We start from the raw sequence: 16,402 nt of genomic DNA, 5'->3' as shown, positions 1-16,402 counted from the left end.
CGCCGAACTTGGAGGACAGCACCGTGGCGATGGCCGCCGTCAGCGTCGTCTTGCCATGGTCCACGTGACCGATGGTGCCCACGTTCACGTGGGGCTTGGTACGTTCGAACTTACCTTTTGCCATTTTGAATCTCCAAAGAGCAATGCCTGTGTCAGGGTTTAACGTCTGCACCCGATTGCTGAGTCGTCCCGCACAGGGCAACAGGACGGCACCGGGTCGCAGATTGCAAGGATCTTGCTGCTATTTTTTTCATAGCCGCCAGCGCCTACTCGATAGGCGCTGGCAACCAATTCCATAAAACCAACCGAAAGGGGCCGCCGAAGCCGCCCCTCCCTTTGCCAATTACTTGGCGCGTGCAGCCATGATGGCTTCCGACACGTTGCGAGGGGCTTCGCTGTAGTGCTTGAATTCCATCGAGTAGGTGGCGCGGCCTTGCGTTGCGGAGCGCAGCGAGGTCGAGTAGCCGAACATTTCCGACAGGGGCACTTCCGCCTTGATGGCCTTGCCGCCGCCGACCATGTCGTCCATGCCCTGCACCATGCCACGGCGGGACGACAAGTCGCCCATCACCGTACCGGCGTAGTCTTCCGGCGTTTCGACTTCCACGGCCATCATGGGCTCGAGAATCACGGGGTTGGCCTTGCGGCAACCTTCCTTGAAACCGAAGATGGCGGCCATCTTGAACGCGAGTTCGTTCGAGTCCACATCGTGGTACGAACCGAAGTGCAGCGTGACCTTGACGTCCACCACCGGGTAGCCGGCCAGCACGCCTTGCGTGACGGCTTCGTTGATGCCCTTTTCCACCGCGGGGATGAATTCGCGAGGAACCACACCGCCCTTGATGGCGTCGACGAACTCGATGCCCTTGCCGGCTTCGTTCGGTTCGATCTTGAGCACGACGTGGCCGTACTGGCCCTTACCACCGGACTGGCGAACGAACTTGCCTTCGGCCTCTTCCACCGTCTTGCGGATGGTTTCGCGGTAGGCCACTTGAGGCTTGCCCACGTTGGCTTCCACGCCGAATTCGCGCTTCATGCGGTCCACGATGATTTCCAGGTGGAGCTCGCCCATGCCGCCGATGATGGTCTGGCCGGATTCTTCGTCGGTGCTGACGCGGAACGAAGGATCTTCGGCAGCCAGACGACCCAGCGCGATACCCATCTTTTCCTGGTCGGCCTTCGACTTCGGCTCCACGGCCTGACGGATCACGGGCTCGGGGAACACCATGCGCTCCAGCGTCACGATGGCCGAGGGATCGCACAGGGTTTCACCGGTCGTCACGTCTTTCAGGCCCACGCAGGCGGCGATGTCTCCAGCGCGGATCTCATCGACTTCTTCGCGGTTGTTGGCGTGCATCTGCACGATACGGCCAATGCGCTCCTTCTTGCCGCGCACGGGGTTGTACACCGTGTCGCCCTTGGACAGAACGCCGGAATAAACGCGCACGAACGTCAGCTGACCCACGAACGGGTCGGTCATCAGCTTGAACGCCAGGGCAGAGAACTTTTCCGAGTCGTCGGCCTTGCGACTCGTCGGCTGCTCGTCGTCGTCGGTGCCGCCCACGGGAGGAATGTCCACCGGCGAAGGCATCAGTTCGATCACGGCGTCCAGCATGCGCTGCACACCCTTGTTCTTGAAGGCCGTACCGCACAGCATGGGCTGGATTTCGCAAGCGATGGCGCGCGTGCGCAGGCCGAGGGTGATTTCCTCTTCGGAAAGATCACCTTCTTCCAGATACTTGTTCATCAGGTCTTCGGAAGCTTCAGCAGCCGCCTCGACCATCTTCTCGCGCCATTCCTTGGCCGTTTCCAGCAGGTCGGCGGGGATCTCTTCGAAGGTGAACTTCATGCCTTGCGAGGCTTCATCCCAGATGATGGCCTTCATCTTGCGCAGGTCGACCACGCCCGTGAAGTTTTCTTCGGCACCGATCGGGATCACGATCGGCACGGGGTTGGCCTTCAGGCGCAGCTTCATCTGCTCGACGACCTTGAAGAAGTTGGCACCGGTACGGTCCATCTTGTTCACGAACGCGAGGCGAGGCACCTTGTACTTGTTCGCTTGGCGCCACACGGTTTCCGACTGTGGCTGCACGCCGCCCACGGCGCAATACACCATGCAGGCGCCGTCCAGCACGCGCATGGAACGTTCCACTTCGATCGTGAAGTCCACGTGGCCGGGGGTGTCGATGATGTTGATGCGGTGCTCAGGGAACGAACGGTCCATGCCGCTCCAGAAGCAGGTGGTGGCAGCCGAGGTGATCGTGATGCCGCGCTCTTGCTCCTGCTCCATCCAGTCCATGGTGGCTGCGCCGTCATGCACTTCACCGATCTTGTGGTTCACACCGGTGTAGAAAAGAATCCGCTCGGTCGTCGTGGTCTTGCCAGCGTCGATGTGGGCCGAGATACCGATATTGCGGTAGCGCTCGATGGGGGTCTTGCGAGCCATGGTAAATCCTTGGTTGAACGTTGTGTTCGTTGTGATGGGCCACCCGCTTTTGCGACGCAGCACCACAATTTGCCGGCGACCTGAATCAAGATAAGGCCGCAGGCAGAAAATGCCAGCGGCCTTACGTTTGCACCGGAGAAAGCCTGGAGGCTTAGAAGCGGAAGTGGCTGAATGCCTTGTTGGCTTCGGCCATGCGGTGCACTTCGTCACGGCGCTTCATCGCGCCGCCACGGCCTTCCGTGGCTTCCAGCAATTCGTTGGCCAGGCGTTGCGCCATCGACTTTTCGCCACGCTTGCGGGCGGCTTCCTTGATCCAACGCATCGACAGCGCCAGACGGCGCACGGGGCGCACTTCCACAGGCACCTGGTAGTTGGCACCACCCACGCGGCGGGACTTCACTTCGACCATGGGCTTCACGTTGTTGATGGCAACGGTGAACGCTTCCAGAGGGTCCTTGTCAGGGTGCTTCTTCTCGATCAGTTCCAGAGCGCCGTAAATGATGCGCTCTGCCACTGCCTTTTTGCCGCCTTCCATGATCACGTTCATGAATTTGGACAGCTCTACATTGCCGAACTTGGGATCCGGCAGGATTTCACGTTTGGGGACTTCGCGACGACGTGGCATTTTTTCACCTCATGTTTGCTTCAGTTGGCATCTTTTCAGACACCGCGAGAGCCATTCAGGACTCCCACTTACTCGACCCACGCAAGACAGTTGCGCTTGGGGTCACTACGCTGGATCACCGCGCCACGCGGGAAACAGCACCGGATATCTTTTGCAAAAAAGCGCAGGGCTTACTTGGCCTTGGGCTTCTTGGCACCGTACTTGGAGCGCGCTTGCTTGCGGTCTTTCACGCCTTGCAAGTCGAGCGAGCCACGCACGATGTGGTAACGCACACCGGGCAAGTCCTTGACACGACCGCCGCGAACCAGCACGACGCTGTGTTCCTGCAGGTTGTGGCCTTCGCCGCCGATGTAGGAAATGACTTCGAAACCGTTGGTCAGGCGAACCTTGGCGACCTTCCGCAGCGCGGAGTTAGGCTTCTTTGGCGTCGTGGTGTACACACGGGTGCACACGCCGCGGCGCTGAGGAGAGTTTTCCATCGCGGGGCTCTTCGACTTGATCTTTTCGACCTCGCGACCCTGACGGACCAGTTGATTGATGGTTGGCATGAATACGTCCCTAAACGTGAAATGCTTCGTGAAAAACGAAAACGTGAATCCCTTCGGAAATTCCGAAAAGCCTTCTAATATAGCAGGTTGGCGCTGACGGGGCAATCGCGGGGCGGCCAGCCGGCCGCCGCCGTGTCACTTGATCCACAGGCGGATGGCATCCCAGGCGCGGCCGAAGATGCCGGCCTGCTCCACCGTCTCCAGCGCCACCAGCGGCACTTCGGCGATAGGCTGCTCGCCCAGCGACACCTTCAGGGTGCCGATCGACTGACCCTTGGTGAAGGGTGCCACCAGCGGGTCGGTGCGCACGATCTGCGTCGTGACCTTGCCGGCGCTGCCCGACGGCACGGTCACGACGATGGCGTCCGGGCGGCCGATCTGGATGGTGTTCTGCTTGCCCTTCCAGACGGCCGGCGTGGCGGCGGGCTGGCCGGCGTCGAACAGCTTCACGGCATCGAAGGCCGTGTAGCCCCAGTTCAGGAGCTTCTGGCTCTCGTTCGCCCGGGCGTTCTCGCTGGAGGCGCCCAGCACGATGGACAGCAGACGGCGCTGGCCGACGTTCGGAAAGTCGCGCTTGGACGTGGCCACCAGGCAGTAGCCGGCAGCGGCGGTGTGGCCGGTCTTGAGGCCGTCCACCGTGGGATCACGGAACAGCAGCGAATTGCGGTTGGTGCCATTGGAGGGCGGCGTGCCCGGGTACGCGTAGTGCTTGGTCGCGTAATAGTGCATGTACTCGGGGAATTCCTGCATCAGGCGGGTGGCCAGCACGCCCAGGTCGCGCGCGGTGGTCGTGTGGCCCGGCTCGGTCAGGCCTTCGGGGTTCTTGTAGGCCGTGTTCTTCATGCCCAGGGCCTTGGCCTGGTCGTTCATGAGCTTGACGAAGTTCTCGGCCGTGCCGCCCACGCCTTCGGCCAGGGCCATGGTGGCGTCGTTGCCCGACTGCACGATCATGCCCTTGATGAGGTCTTCCACCGGCACCTGCATCTTGGGATCGATGAACATGCGCGAGCCGGGCATCTTCCAGGCCAGCACGCTCACGGGCAGCTTCTGCTCCAGCGTGATCTTCTTGGCGCGCAGCGCGTCGAAGACCAGGTAGCCCGTCATGAGCTTGGTGAGCGATGCCTGCTCCACCGGCGCGTCGATGTCCTTGGCGGCGAGCACCTGGCCGGCGGTCACGTCGAGCAGCAGGTAGTTGCGCGCGGCGATCTCGGGGGGCTGGGGGGCCTGGCCCTGCGCCCAGAGGGCGGCAGGCGCCAGCACGGCGGCAAGAACGAAGGAACGCAGCGTGGAGAGGAAGGGCTTCATGGAAACAGGCATTCGGGGCAAGGAAACAAACCAAACGGTCAAAAACGGCGGCGGGGATGGCGCGCCGTGCGGTGCCCGGTAGGGAGCGTCTGGAGGGCGGTCAGTTCCCCGCCAGCAGGTGGCGGGACACCAGGTTTTTCAGGAGCGGCAATTGTCCGTGAAAGAAATGCCCGCCGCCGGGCACGACTGTGACGGGGAGTATCTGCGGCCGCGCCCAGTCCATGACGGCCGAGAGCGGCACGGTGTCGTCCTGCTCGCCGTGCACGACCAGCGTGCGCTCATGCGCCTCGGCCGGCACGGGCGCCACGGTGAAGCGGCTGGCGGCGGTGCCGACCAGGACCACCCGCTCGATGCTGCGCTCGCCCCACAGGCGCTCCAGCGCATGGCTGGTGACGAAGGCGCCGAACGAGAAGCCCGCCAGGGCCAGCGGCCCCTCGGGCGCCGCCTGGCGCACCACTTCCAGGAAGTCTTCCAGCTCGCCCTGGCCCGCGTCATGCGTGCCGGCGCTGGCGCCCACACCCCGGAAATTGAAGCGCACGGCGGTCCAGCCGCTGTGCACGAAGGCGCGCGCCAGGGTCTGCACCACTTTGTTGTCCATGGTGCCGCCGAACAGCGGGTGCGGGTGGGCGATCACCGCCACGCCGCGCGAGGGCGCGCCGTCCGGCGCCTGGGCCGCATCGCGCGCCGCTTCGATGGCTCCGGCAGCGCCGGTGAGGGTCAGGCGTTCAGTCTGGGCATTCACTGGATTTGCTATCAAATAAATAGCTGTCAGGACAATAAAATCTAGGGCAGACAGCCAAAAACACTGAAAAACCGATCGGCGCGCGAATCAGCGCCCGAGTTCCGGCGGCGTGAGCAGGCGTTCGACGACTTGGCCGTTCTTCAGGTGCGATTCCACGATTTCGTCGATGTCGCTGCCATCCACGAAGGTGTACCAGGTGCCTTCCGGATAGACCACGGCGACGGGGCCGCCCGCGCAGCGGTCCAGGCAGCCGGCCTTGTTCACCCGCACCTTGCCGGGGCCGGACAGGCCGGCCGCCTTGACCTGGGACTTGCAGCGGTCGAACGCGGCCTGCGCACCGTGGTGGGCGCAACTGTCCTCGCCGTTGGTGCGGTCGTTCAGGCAAAAGAAGATGTGGCGGGCGTAGTAGCCAGGCTGCGCGGCTGGCGGCGTGGGGGTGTCGGTCATCCAGGCATTTTAGGAGCCGATGCGAACAGGGGTATCCGCGTGGCCCTCGGCCGGGTCCCGATCGCGCCGGGCCACGCGCTGCACCACATAGACCAGGGTGGCGTAGGGCCAGAGCCAGCCCAGCCATTGGCCCAGGCCGTAAAAGCGGATGAAGCGGCCCTGCTCCCAGGCCTGCAGGGTGTCGGCGAAATAGGCGCTGGTGGGTGCCTGGTTGAGGATGTTCAGGTGCAGCATCAGCAGCAATAGCAGCACAGCAGCGCTGGCCCGGCGGGGCAGGCCGGCCAGCATCAGCGCGACGGCCATGCCGGCCCACACGCCCACGCGGGCCGGGGTGCCGAGCCACTCCCAGGCATGCGCCGGGCCGTAGCTGAGCGCGGAGGACAGCGCGGTCACCGACACGCCCGCCACCACCGTGGCCAGCGAGAACGCCACGCGGCGGCCGATGTGGCGGATCACGCAGTAGCCCAGCAGGCAGGGCACGAGCAGGCCCAGCATCACGGCCAGCAGTTCGGCACTGGGCGACAGGGCTTCCAGCGGCGTTTCGCGCAGCGGCAGCCAGTCCAGGAACGGGGTGTCGGCCAGCAGGTCTTCCAGCGCGATCTCGAGCCGCTCCCACATCTGGCCCAGCCCGAACGGCACGGCGGCGGGAAACAGCAGCGCCACCGGCCACAGCGCGAGCAAGGCCAGCGCCCCGCTGGCGTCGGCGACGAACCACCGCGCCCGCAGCCGGCTCCAGCGGGCCAGCGCGCCCAGCCGCTCCAGCAGCGCCGCCAGCAGCGCGCCGCCCAGCGTGCCGAGCGCGTTCAGCATCAGGTCCATGTTGGAGGGCACGCGCCGCGGCAGGTAGATCTGCAGGAACTCCATCAGCATCGAGAGCAGCGCGCCCGCCAGCGCGGCCACGGGCACCGCAGAGCGTGGCCAGCCGGTGCGAAGCAGGGCCAGCGCCAGCAGGAAGCCGAATGGCGCATAGCCGGCGATGTTGATGTTGACGTCGAACCACGTCCAGTACGGCGGGGGGATGCGGGCGGTGAGGAACACCCATGGCGAGATGCCCTGCTCGCGCCAGCCGTCGAAGGGGAACAGGCTGGCGAAGACCACGAGGGCCGCGTAGATCAGCGCCAGGGGCCAGGCGGAGGTCTTGTGCACGGCGGGAGCGCGCGGCCGGCGCGTCAGAAGGGTTTGACGACGACCAGCACCACCGCGGCCACCAGCAGCAGCACCGGCACCTCGTTGAACCAGCGGAACCAGCGGTGGCTGCGCCGGCTCTGGCCGCTGGCCAGCTTGCGCAGCAGCACGCCGCAGGCATGGTGGTAGCCCACGGCGAGCACCACGACCAGGAGCTTGGCGTGCATCCAGCCGTTGCCCGGCCCGCGGCCAATGCCGTACCCCAGGTAGAGCCACAGCCCCAGCGCGATGGCCGGCACGGCCAGGAAGGTGGTGAAACGCAGCAGCTTGCGCGCCATGAGCAGGAGCCGGTCGCGCTCGGCGGCCGAGCCCGGTGCCACCATGGCCAGGTTGACGAAGATCCGAGGCAGATAGAACAGGCCGGCGAACCAGCTGGCCACGAAGACGATGTGAAAGGCTTTGACCCAGAGCATGGGGGCAGTGTACGTGCCGTGTCGGGCCGTCCGGCGGAGTCCGACGCGCAAAAACCACGGCTGCCGACGTCACGTCGAAGGGCCGGGCGGAGACCGCCCCGCGGCAATGTGGCGCACAATTTCGGGATGCATCTGTCCAGCCCCACCCCCTTCCCCCAGAACCGCCCGCGCCGCCTGCGCCGCGATGCCTTCACCCGCAACCTCGTGCGCGAGCATGCCGTCACGCCGCACGATCTGATCTACCCCGTGTTCGTGCACGAAGGCCAGGGCCGCAGCGAGGCCATCGCGTCGATGCCGGGCGTGGAGCGCCTGAGCCTGGACCTCCTGCTGCCGGTGGCCGAGGATTGCGTGAAGCTGGGCATTCCGGTGCTGGCGCTGTTTCCGGCCATCGACCCCGCGCTCAAGGCGCCGGACGGCAAGGAGGCGCTCAACCCCGAGGGCCTGATTCCCCGCGTGGTGCGGGCGCTCAAGAAAGAATTCCCCGCGCTGGGCGTGATGACCGACGTGGCGCTGGACCCCTACACGAGCCACGGCCAGGACGGCGTGCTCGATACCACCGGCTACATCATCAACGACGAAACGGTGGAGATCCTCACCGGCCAGGCGCTCACGCATGCCGAGGCGGGCGTGGACATCGTGGCGCCCAGCGACATGATGGACGGGCGCATCGGTGCGATCCGCGAGGCGCTCGAAGTGCAGGGCCACATCCACACGCGCATCATGGCCTACAGCGCCAAGTACGCGAGTGCCTTCTACGGCCCGTTCCGCGATGCCGTGGGCACGCGCGGCGCTCTGGGCAAGGCCGACAAGAACGTGTACCAGATGGACCCGGGCAACACCGACGAGGCGCTGCGCGAGGTCGCCCTCGATATCGCCGAAGGCGCCGACATGGTGATGGTCAAGCCCGGCATGCCGTACCTGGATGTGGTGCGCCGCGTGAAGGACGAATTCCGCGTGCCCACCTTCGCCTACCAGGTGAGCGGCGAGTACGCCATGCTCAAGGCCGCGGCCGCCAACGGCTGGCTCGACCACGACGCGGTGATGATGGAAAGCCTGCTGGCCTTCAAGCGCGCCGGCGCCGATGGCGTGCTGACGTATTTCGCCCGTGACGCGGCGCGGCTGCTGCAAAAGTAAGCGACCGCCCCCCGGCGCCTGCCCGCAGGGCCGGCGCCGGCGTCTTCCCCGCCCTGCCCCAGGCCCCCATGCGCATCTTTCACATCCACCAGGGCAACGCCACCGAGCTGGCCGCCCTGCCCTCCCAGCCCCCGGCCGCCGGCTTTTACTGGATCTCGTGCACCCGCGCGGCCTTCGGCGAGCAGTTGGGCCTGCTGCAGGCCGCGCTGCAGGCCACCACCGGCCTGCAACTGGTGGACCTGCACGTGTCCGACCTGCTGAACGCGCAGCTGCCATCGCACTACGACTACACCTCGCAGTACGACCTGCTGGTGTTCCGCCGCCTGGCGGCCGCCGGCCCGGGCGCGGCACCGGTCAGCGCAGCCGGCGCGGCAACCGCAGCAAGCCCGCAGGCCGCGCCTCCCGCCGCGCCGGGCCGCATGACGGGCCCACCGGTGCTGCGCCGCATCGACACCAGCCCTGTGGGATTCGCCGTGTTCGATCAGGTGCTGCTGTCGGTGCACCCGGCCGACTGCGCGGTGCGCGATGCCTATGCGGCGCGGCTGCTGGCCACCGCGCGGGGGGAGGCCCAGGGCGATGGGCCGCGCGACCACCGGCCGCCGGGCTCCTCGCCGGTGGCGCGCCTGCCGACCTCGCCCGCCGATCTGATGATGCGCGTGGTCAACCTGATCGTGGACGGCTACCTGGATTTGCGCCGGGAACTGAGCCGGCAGCTCGACCACTGGCAGGCCGAGCTGCTCAAGCCCCGGGCGCGCTTCGCCAACTGGAGCGCGCTGCTGGAGGCCCGGCTGGCGCTGCACCAGCTCGACGAAATCTGCGAGGACCAGAACACCGCCGTGCAGGACTGGATCGATGCGGTGGAGACCTGGCCCGAGCCCGAAACCCCGGCGCTGCAGCGCGAACTGGACCTGCTCAAGGTGCGCAGCCGCGACGTGCTGGAGCACATCGAACGCGTGGTGCACCACGTGCGCCGGCTGGAGCAGAGCACCGAGACGGCGGTGCAGATGCATTTCAGCGTGCAGAGCAACCGCACCAACGACATCATGCGCACGCTCACGGCGCTCACCGCCGTGTTCCTGCCGCTGAACCTCATCGCGGGCATCTTCGGCATGAACTTCGAGTTCATTCCGCTGGTGCACAAGCAGGACGGCTTCTGGTGGGCGATGGGCTCGATGACGGTGATCGCGGTGGCGCTGATCGCGCTGTTCTGGCGCAAGCGCTACCTGGCCCGCACGGGCCACCACTGAGGGGGCACGGGGCGCCGCGCCCTGCGCGCCGATAGAATCGGCGCCCCTTCGCACATCGCTCCCGCCCACGCCCTTGCGGCCCGCCCGCAGCGGCGCCCTGTTTCCCCATGTCCCACATCCTCGTCGATCAGCTCGTCAAGACCTACCGCATCGCCGAGCGCGCGCCGGGCCTGGGCGGCGCGCTGCGCGGGCTGCTGCACCGGCGCACGCGCACGGTGGCGGCGCTGTCGGGGGTGTCGTTCACGCTGGAGCGCGGCGAGCTGCTGGGCTTCATCGGGCCGAACGGCGCGGGCAAATCGACCACCATCAAGATCCTGTCCGGCATCCTGCGGCCCGACGGCGGCCGCGTGGAGATCGACGGCCGTCACCCCAGCGACGACCGGGAGCGCCACGTCGCCCGCATCGGCGTGGTGTTCGGCCAGCGCACCCAGCTGTGGTGGGACCTGCCGGTGGGCGAGGGCTTCGACCTTCTGCGCGACATCTACCGCGTGGACGAGCGGCGCTACCGCCGCGCACGCGACGAGCTGGTCGCGCTGCTGTCGCTGGAGGGCGTGCTGGCCCAGCCCGTGCGCCAGCTCTCGCTGGGCCAGCGCATGCGCGCCGAGATCGCGGCGGCGCTGCTGCACGAGCCCGACATCCTGTTCCTGGACGAGCCGACCATCGGCCTGGATGCGCCGTCCAAGCTTGCGGTGCGGGACTTCGTGCGCCGCGCCAACCGCGAGCGCGGCACCACCGTGCTGCTCACCACCCACGACATGCACGACATCGAGGCGCTGGCCGAGCGCGTGATCGTGATCGGCCATGGCCGCGTGCTGGCCGACAGCCCGGTCGAGGCCCTGCGCGCCCAGGTGATGGCCGAGCGGCGCCTGGTGGTCGATTTCGGGCACGACGCGCCCGTGCTGGCGCCGCAGCCCGGCGTGTCGGTCCACGCACGCGAAGGCCGCTCGCTGGTACTGGGGTTCGATCCGGCCGTCACCACGGCGCCCGCGCTCATCGCGCAGCTGGTGGCCGCGCACGCCGTGCAGGACATCCGCCTGGAGGGCCTGGCGATCGAGGAGGTCATCGCCCGCTTCTACGCGCTGCACGGCGCGGCCGAGGCATGAGGCCGCCGCTGGCGCTGCGGCCCTACACCGCCGCGTTCGTCTCGCGCTTCCTGCAGATGCTGCAGTACCGCACGGCGGCGCTCGCCGGCTTCGGCACGCAGTGCTGGTGGGGCGGCATCAAGGTGATGGTGCTGGCCGCGTTCTACGGGGGCGCTGGCGCCTCGGGCGCGCCCATGCCGCTGCAGCAGGCCATCACCTACACCTGGCTGGCCCAGGGGCTGCTGGCACTGCTGCCGTGGTCGGGCGACCCCGAGGTGGCGCAGTCCGTTCGCACGGGCGCCGTGGCGTACGACCGGCTGCGGCCGGTGGACGCCTACGGCCTGTGGTTCGCGCGCAGCGCCGGCTGGATCGCCGCGCGGGTGCTGCCGCGCGTGGCGCTGATGGCGACCTTCGCCGCCGGGGTGCTGCCGCTGCTGGGCTGGCGCGAATGGGCCTGGCAGCCGCCGGCCAGCGCGGCGGCGGGGCTGGCGTTCGTGCTCTCGGCCGGCCTGGCGGTGCTGCTGTCCACCGCGCTGGTGATGCTGCTGAACGTGGCGGCCACGGCGGCGCTCAACGAGCGCGGCATCAACGCGCTGGCCGTGCCGGCGGTGGTGGTGCTGTCGGGCAACCTGCTGCCGCTGCCGCTGCTGCCCGATGCGTGGCAGTGGGCGCTGATCGCGCAGCCGCTGGCGGGGCTGCTGGACATTCCGTCACGCATCCATTCAGGGCACTGGGCCGGCTGGCAGGCCGTGGGGGGGCTGGCCCTTCAGGCCTTCTGGATCGCCGTGCTGGTGGCGCTGGGCCGGCTGGCGATGCGGCGCACGCTGCGCCACCTCGAAATCCAGGGCGGCTGAGATGGGATCGTTCGCGCTCTTCATCCGCCTGGCAGGCGCCTCGCTGCATGCACAGGCGCGCTACCCCGCGTCCGCCATGCTGATGACCCTGGGACAGTTCCTCGCCACGGGCATCGAGGTGGTCGCGGTGTGGGCGCTGTTCCACCGCTTCGGCAGCGTGCAGGGCTGGAGCCTGGGCGAGGTGGCACTGTTCTACGGCCTGGTGAACTGCATGTTCGCGGTGGCGGACGCGCTGGGGCGGGGCTTCGACGTGCTGGGCACCGAGTTCCTGCGCACGGGCGCGTTCGACCGGCTGCTGCTGCGCCCGCGGCCGCTCGCGCTGCAGCTCATGGGCCACGACCTGCGCCTGAGCCGGCTGGGGCGGTTGCTGCAGGGGCTGATGGTGGTGGCGTTCGCCACCGCGCAGGCGCCGATCGACTGGACGCCGGCCACCCTCGCGCTGGCGGCATGGGCGGTGGCCGGGGGCGTGGCCCTGTTTCTGGGCATCCTGGTGCTGCAGGGCACGCTGGCGTTCTGGACCGTGGAGAGCCTGGAGATCGCCAACGTCCTCACCTACGGCGGCGTGCAGGCGGCGCAGTACCCGCTGGCGCTCTATGCGCAGTGGTTTCGCCGGCTGCTGACCTTCGCCGTGCCGCTGGCCTGCGTGGCGTATTACCCGGGCCTGGCGATCCTGTCGCACTCCGACCCGCTGGGCGCGCCCGCCTGGGTGGGCTGGGTGTCGCCCGCCGCCGGCTTCGCCTTCCTGGCCGCCGCCTTCTGGGCCTGGCGCCTGGGCCTGCGGCACTACGCCTCCACCGGCAGCTGAACCCCTTCGAACCCGACCTGGCAAATAGAGACTTGACATTGTTTGTCTAGTCAATTATTGTTCAGGCCATGATCGACGCCCAAAAAACCGATGCCAGCCGCCTGCCGCCCGCCCCGCTCACCGTGGCGGGCATTCCTTTTCTGGTGGAAGAAAGCATCGGCTACCAGATGCGTCGCATCGTGTGCATCGTCGCCAGCGAGATCGAGCGCCGCATGGAGCCCCTGGGCCTGACCGATGCGCAATGGAAGCCGCTGCTGCGCCTGTACCTGAACCACGAGAACACGGTTGCGGGCCTGGCGCGGCTGTGCCAGCTCGACGCCGGCGGCATGACCCGCCTGCTCGACCGGCTGGAGGCCAAGGGCTTGTGCTCCCGCACGCGCTCGTTGGAAGACCGCCGGGTCGTGCACATCGAACTCACGCCCGAAGGGCATGCGGCGGCCGCGCAGATTCCCGACATCCTGGGCAACGTGCAGCAGGTGTGCGCCCAGGGTTTCCAGCCGGCCGAGTACCACCAGTTGCAGGATTTCCTCAAGCGCATCCACGGCAACCTGCAGACGCTGGGGGCGGCGGCCGACACCGCCACGCCCCGCCCATCCTGAGAGTCAGTCCACCATGAACGCCACCTTTCACTCCACGCCCGCCGCAGCCGATGCGGCCTCGGCCCGCGACGCCGCGGCGCCCGACACCCCCAGCCCGCTGCGCGGCGCGCTGCAGTATTTCGCCACGCTGGCCATCGCGCTGGCGGCCCTGCCGGGCCTCACGGCCTGTGCCGACATGTCCGGCATCGCGCCCCATGCGCAGATGCGCGATGCCGCCTCGCTCGGCCTCGCGGCGCCGGCGGCCGGTGCCGGCGCGGCGGCGCAGCAATCCTTCGCCGAAGCCACGCTGCCCACGGACTGGTGGCTGGGCTTCGGCGACGGCCAGCTCGATGCGCTCATCGACCGCGCCCTGGCCACCAACCCCAACCTGAAGCTCACCGAGGCGCGCATCGCCCGCGCCCAGGCCTTCATCGAGACCGCCCGCGCGGCCGACGGCCCGCAGCTCAACGGCAGCCTGGACGTGAACCGGCAGCTCTACAGCGCCAACGGCCCCTACCCGCCACCGCTGGCCGGCAGCGTGCTCAACAGCGGAACGGCGCGCCTGTCGGGCAGCTGGGAGATCGACTTCTTCGGCAAGAACCGCGCCGCGCTCGAATCCGCCCTGGGCAGCGCCAACGCCGCGCAGGCCGACGCCCAGGCCGCGCGCCTGCTGCTGGCCAGCAACGTGACGCACAGCTATTTCCAGTTGGCGCGCCTGAAGGCCCAATTGGGCGTGGCCGAACGCACGCTGGCCCAGCGCAACGAAACGCTGCGCCTGGTGCGCGACCGCGTGGATGCGGGCCTGGACACCCAGCTGGAGCGGCGCCAGAGCGAAGGCGGCCTGCCCGAGGCGCGCCAGCAGATCGAGGCGATCCAGGAGCAGATCGCCCTCACCCGCAATGCCCTGAGCGCGCTAGTGGGTCAGCCAAATGCCGCGAACGCCCTAGAATTTCCTGCCCTGAATGCTATTCATTCGATAGCAATCCCCGGCACGCTGCCGGCCGACCTGCTGGGCCGGCGGCCCGACGTGGCCGCCGCGCGCTGGCGCGTGGAGGCCGCCACCCAGGACGTGGCCGTGGCCAAGGCGCAGTTCTATCCGAACGTGAACCTGACGGCCTTCCTGGGCCTGTCGTCGATCGGGCTGGACCGCTTCGCCGAGGCCGGCAGCAAGGAGTGGGGCATCGGCCCGGCGATCCGCCTGCCGATCTTCGACTCGGGCCGCCTGCGCGCCAACCTGCGCGGCAAGGCCGCCGACGTGGATGCGGCGGTCGAAAGCTACAACGCCGCGCTGCTGGATGCCGTGCATGACGCGGCCGACCAGCTCGCCTCGGCCCGCTCCATCGACCGCCAGCAGGCCGAGCAGCGCCATGCCCAGGAGGCCGCCGAGGCCGCCTACGACATCGCCCGCCAGCGCTACCAGGCGGGCCTGGGCAACTACCTGAACGTGCTCACCGCCGAGACGGCCGTGCTGCTGCAGCGCCGCCAGGCCGTGGACCTGGAGGCCCGCCGCCTGGACACCCAGGTCGCGCTGATCCGCGCCCTGGGCGGTGGCTACGCCGCCACCACGCCCGGCGCCGCGGGTGCCGTGGCCACGGCGGCCCCTGCCGCCGCCACCGCCGCGCACTGAGCCGCCCGCCACCCCTTTTTACCGAACCGAACACCTTCCCGACCGCGAGGAGCCCTTTCCATGAACGCACCGCAAACCCCCGCCACCGCGCCCGCAGACCCCGGCGCCGCCAAGGCCCGCCGCCGCAAGGCCCTGATCTCGCTTGCCGCCGTCGTGGTGGTCGCGGGCGGCGCCTGGGGCGTGTACGACTGGCTGGTGGCCAGCCACTACGAAGACACCGACAACGCCTACGTGCAGGGCAATGTCATCCAGATCACGCCGCAGACCGGCGGCACCGTGATGTCCATCCTGGCCGACGACACCGACTTCGTGAAGGCCGGCGCCGCGCTGGTCAAGCTCGACCCCGCGGATGCCAGCGTGGCGCTGGAGCAGGCCGAGGCGGGCCTGGCCCAGGCGGTGCGCCAGGCGCGCACGCTCTATGCCAACAACGGCTCGCTCAACGCGCAGATCAGCCTGCGCCAGGCGGACGTGGCCAAGGCCCGCTCCGACATCGCCCGCGCCACCGACGACCTGCGCCGCCGCCAGGCCCTGTCGGGCAACGGCGCCGTGTCCAAGGAAGAGTTGAACCACGCCCAGAGCCAGCTCGACGCGGCCCGCACGGCGCTGGCCGCGGCCGAGGCCGGCGTGGTGTCGGCGCGCGAGCAGCTCGCCAGCAACCAGTCGCTCACCCAGGGCATCTCGGTGGACCAGAACCCCAACGTGCTGGCCGCCGCCGGCAAGGTGCGCGAGGCCTACCTGGCCGCCCGCCGCACCGACCTGCCCGCCCCCGTGGACGGCTACGTGGCGCGCCGCACCGTGCAGCTGGGCCAGCGCGTGGCCGCCGGCACGCCGCTCATGACCGTGGTGCCGCTCAACCAGGTGTGGGTGGATGCGAACTTCAAGGAAAACCAGCTGCGCAACCTGCGCCTGGGCCAGCCCGCCAAGCTCACGGCCGACCTGTACGGCAAGAAGGTGGAATACACCGGCACCATCGCCGGCATGGGCGTGGGCACGGGCTCGGCCTTCGCGCTGCTGCCCGCGCAGAACGCCACCGGCAACTGGATCAAGGTGGTGCAGCGCGTGCCGGTGCGCATCGCGATCGACGCCGAGCAATTGCGCACCCACCCGCTGCGCGTGGGGCTGTCCATGGACGTGAAGGTGGACACGCAGGACCGCAGCGGCCACCTGCTGGCCGACGCGCCGCGCACCCAGGCCGTGGCGCAGACCGCGGTGTACGACGACCTGGACAAGGGCGCCGGCGCCGACGTGGCCCGCATCATCGCGGCCAACGCCGGCCCGGGCTACAAGCCCACGCTGGCCGCCGCGCCGGCCAAGGGTGCGTCGCAGGTCGCCATGGCGCCGGCCACGACCGCGTCGCACTGACC

The 16,402-nt window shown here is 68.5% G+C and carries 17 protein-coding genes; 8 read left to right on the top strand and 9 right to left on the bottom strand.

Translation table 11 applies throughout. From position 1 onward, the window contains the following. The 9 genes from AVTE2539_RS11415 to AVTE2539_RS11375 form a co-directional block, all read right to left on the bottom strand. On the bottom strand, positions 1 to 124 hold a 124-nt coding region (locus AVTE2539_RS11415; RefSeq protein WP_284410709.1), incomplete at its 3' end, for a GTP-binding protein. 219 nt (positions 125 to 343) lie between these two features. Then, on the bottom strand, positions 344 to 2,446 hold the full coding sequence (gene fusA / locus AVTE2539_RS11410) for an elongation factor G (protein ID WP_272565827.1): 2,103 nt from the start codon (positions 2,444 to 2,446) through the stop codon (positions 344 to 346). Between the two features lie 151 nt (positions 2,447 to 2,597). Continuing rightward, on the bottom strand, positions 2,598 to 3,071 hold the full coding sequence (gene rpsG / locus AVTE2539_RS11405) for a 30S ribosomal protein S7 (protein WP_056668881.1): 474 nt from the start codon (positions 3,069 to 3,071) through the stop codon (positions 2,598 to 2,600). Positions 3,072 to 3,241: 170 nt separating this feature from the next. After that, on the bottom strand, positions 3,242 to 3,619 hold the full coding sequence (gene rpsL / locus AVTE2539_RS11400; RefSeq protein WP_010104110.1) for a 30S ribosomal protein S12: 378 nt from the start codon (positions 3,617 to 3,619) through the stop codon (positions 3,242 to 3,244). 135 nt (positions 3,620 to 3,754) lie between these two features. Beyond that, positions 3,755 to 4,924, bottom strand: a complete 1,170-nt coding sequence (locus AVTE2539_RS11395) for a D-alanyl-D-alanine carboxypeptidase family protein (protein ID WP_272565828.1) — start codon at positions 4,922 to 4,924, stop codon at positions 3,755 to 3,757. Positions 4,925 to 5,024: 100 nt separating this feature from the next. After that, a complete protein-coding gene (locus tag AVTE2539_RS11390; protein ID WP_272565829.1) occupies positions 5,025 to 5,666 on the bottom strand; it encodes an alpha/beta hydrolase in 642 nt (213 codons plus the stop codon). A gap of 87 nt (positions 5,667 to 5,753) precedes the next feature. Continuing rightward, complete coding sequence (locus AVTE2539_RS11385; RefSeq protein ID WP_284406699.1) at positions 5,754 to 6,113, bottom strand: (2Fe-2S) ferredoxin domain-containing protein; 360 nt, start codon at positions 6,111 to 6,113, stop codon at positions 5,754 to 5,756. A gap of 9 nt (positions 6,114 to 6,122) precedes the next feature. After that, positions 6,123 to 7,259: a VanZ family protein gene (locus tag AVTE2539_RS11380; RefSeq protein ID WP_272565830.1), complete on the bottom strand. Its 1,137-nt coding sequence runs from the start codon at positions 7,257 to 7,259 to the stop codon at positions 6,123 to 6,125. A gap of 23 nt (positions 7,260 to 7,282) precedes the next feature. Then, positions 7,283 to 7,711, bottom strand: a complete 429-nt coding sequence (locus tag AVTE2539_RS11375) for a CopD family protein (protein ID WP_272565831.1) — start codon at positions 7,709 to 7,711, stop codon at positions 7,283 to 7,285. 126 nt (positions 7,712 to 7,837) lie between these two features. On the opposite strand from AVTE2539_RS11375, the gene hemB reads away from it, so the two are divergent. The 8 genes from hemB to AVTE2539_RS11335 all read left to right on the top strand — a co-directional run bounded on the left by hemB (position 7,838) and on the right by AVTE2539_RS11335 (position 16,400). Continuing rightward, entirely contained in the window at positions 7,838 to 8,845 is a 1,008-nt protein-coding gene (gene hemB / locus AVTE2539_RS11370) for a porphobilinogen synthase (protein ID WP_284410633.1), read from the top strand. Between the two features lie 68 nt (positions 8,846 to 8,913). Beyond that, on the top strand, positions 8,914 to 10,092 hold the full coding sequence (locus AVTE2539_RS11365) for a magnesium transporter CorA family protein (RefSeq protein ID WP_284410631.1): 1,179 nt from the start codon (positions 8,914 to 8,916) through the stop codon (positions 10,090 to 10,092). A 107-nt stretch (positions 10,093 to 10,199) separates the two neighbouring features. Then, positions 10,200 to 11,195 (top strand): ABC transporter ATP-binding protein, encoded by a 996-nt coding sequence (locus AVTE2539_RS11360; RefSeq protein ID WP_284410628.1) that lies wholly within the window; start codon positions 10,200 to 10,202, stop codon positions 11,193 to 11,195. After that, entirely contained in the window at positions 11,192 to 12,028 is an 837-nt protein-coding gene (locus AVTE2539_RS11355; RefSeq protein WP_284410625.1) for an ABC transporter permease, read from the top strand. The genes AVTE2539_RS11360 and AVTE2539_RS11355 overlap by 4 nt, the downstream gene beginning before the upstream one ends. A 1-nt stretch (position 12,029) precedes the next feature. Beyond that, positions 12,030 to 12,833, top strand: coding sequence for an ABC transporter permease (locus AVTE2539_RS11350; protein ID WP_284410623.1), 804 nt, complete (start codon positions 12,030 to 12,032; stop codon positions 12,831 to 12,833). Positions 12,834 to 12,901: 68 nt separating this feature from the next. After that, on the top strand, positions 12,902 to 13,432 hold the full coding sequence (locus tag AVTE2539_RS11345) for a MarR family winged helix-turn-helix transcriptional regulator (RefSeq protein ID WP_284410621.1): 531 nt from the start codon (positions 12,902 to 12,904) through the stop codon (positions 13,430 to 13,432). 13 nt (positions 13,433 to 13,445) lie between these two features. Beyond that, positions 13,446 to 15,038, top strand: a complete 1,593-nt coding sequence (locus AVTE2539_RS11340) for an efflux transporter outer membrane subunit (protein ID WP_284410619.1) — start codon at positions 13,446 to 13,448, stop codon at positions 15,036 to 15,038. Positions 15,039 to 15,098: 60 nt separating this feature from the next. Further along, positions 15,099 to 16,400 (top strand): HlyD family secretion protein, encoded by a 1,302-nt coding sequence (locus AVTE2539_RS11335; RefSeq protein ID WP_284406704.1) that lies wholly within the window; start codon positions 15,099 to 15,101, stop codon positions 16,398 to 16,400. The last annotated feature ends 2 nt before the right edge of the window (positions 16,401 to 16,402 follow it).

The organism is Acidovorax sp. SUPP2539, from assembly GCF_030158975.1.
Lineage (GTDB): Bacteria > Pseudomonadota > Gammaproteobacteria > Burkholderiales > Burkholderiaceae_C > Paracidovorax.
This window is presented reverse-complemented; position numbering and strand designations above follow the sequence as displayed.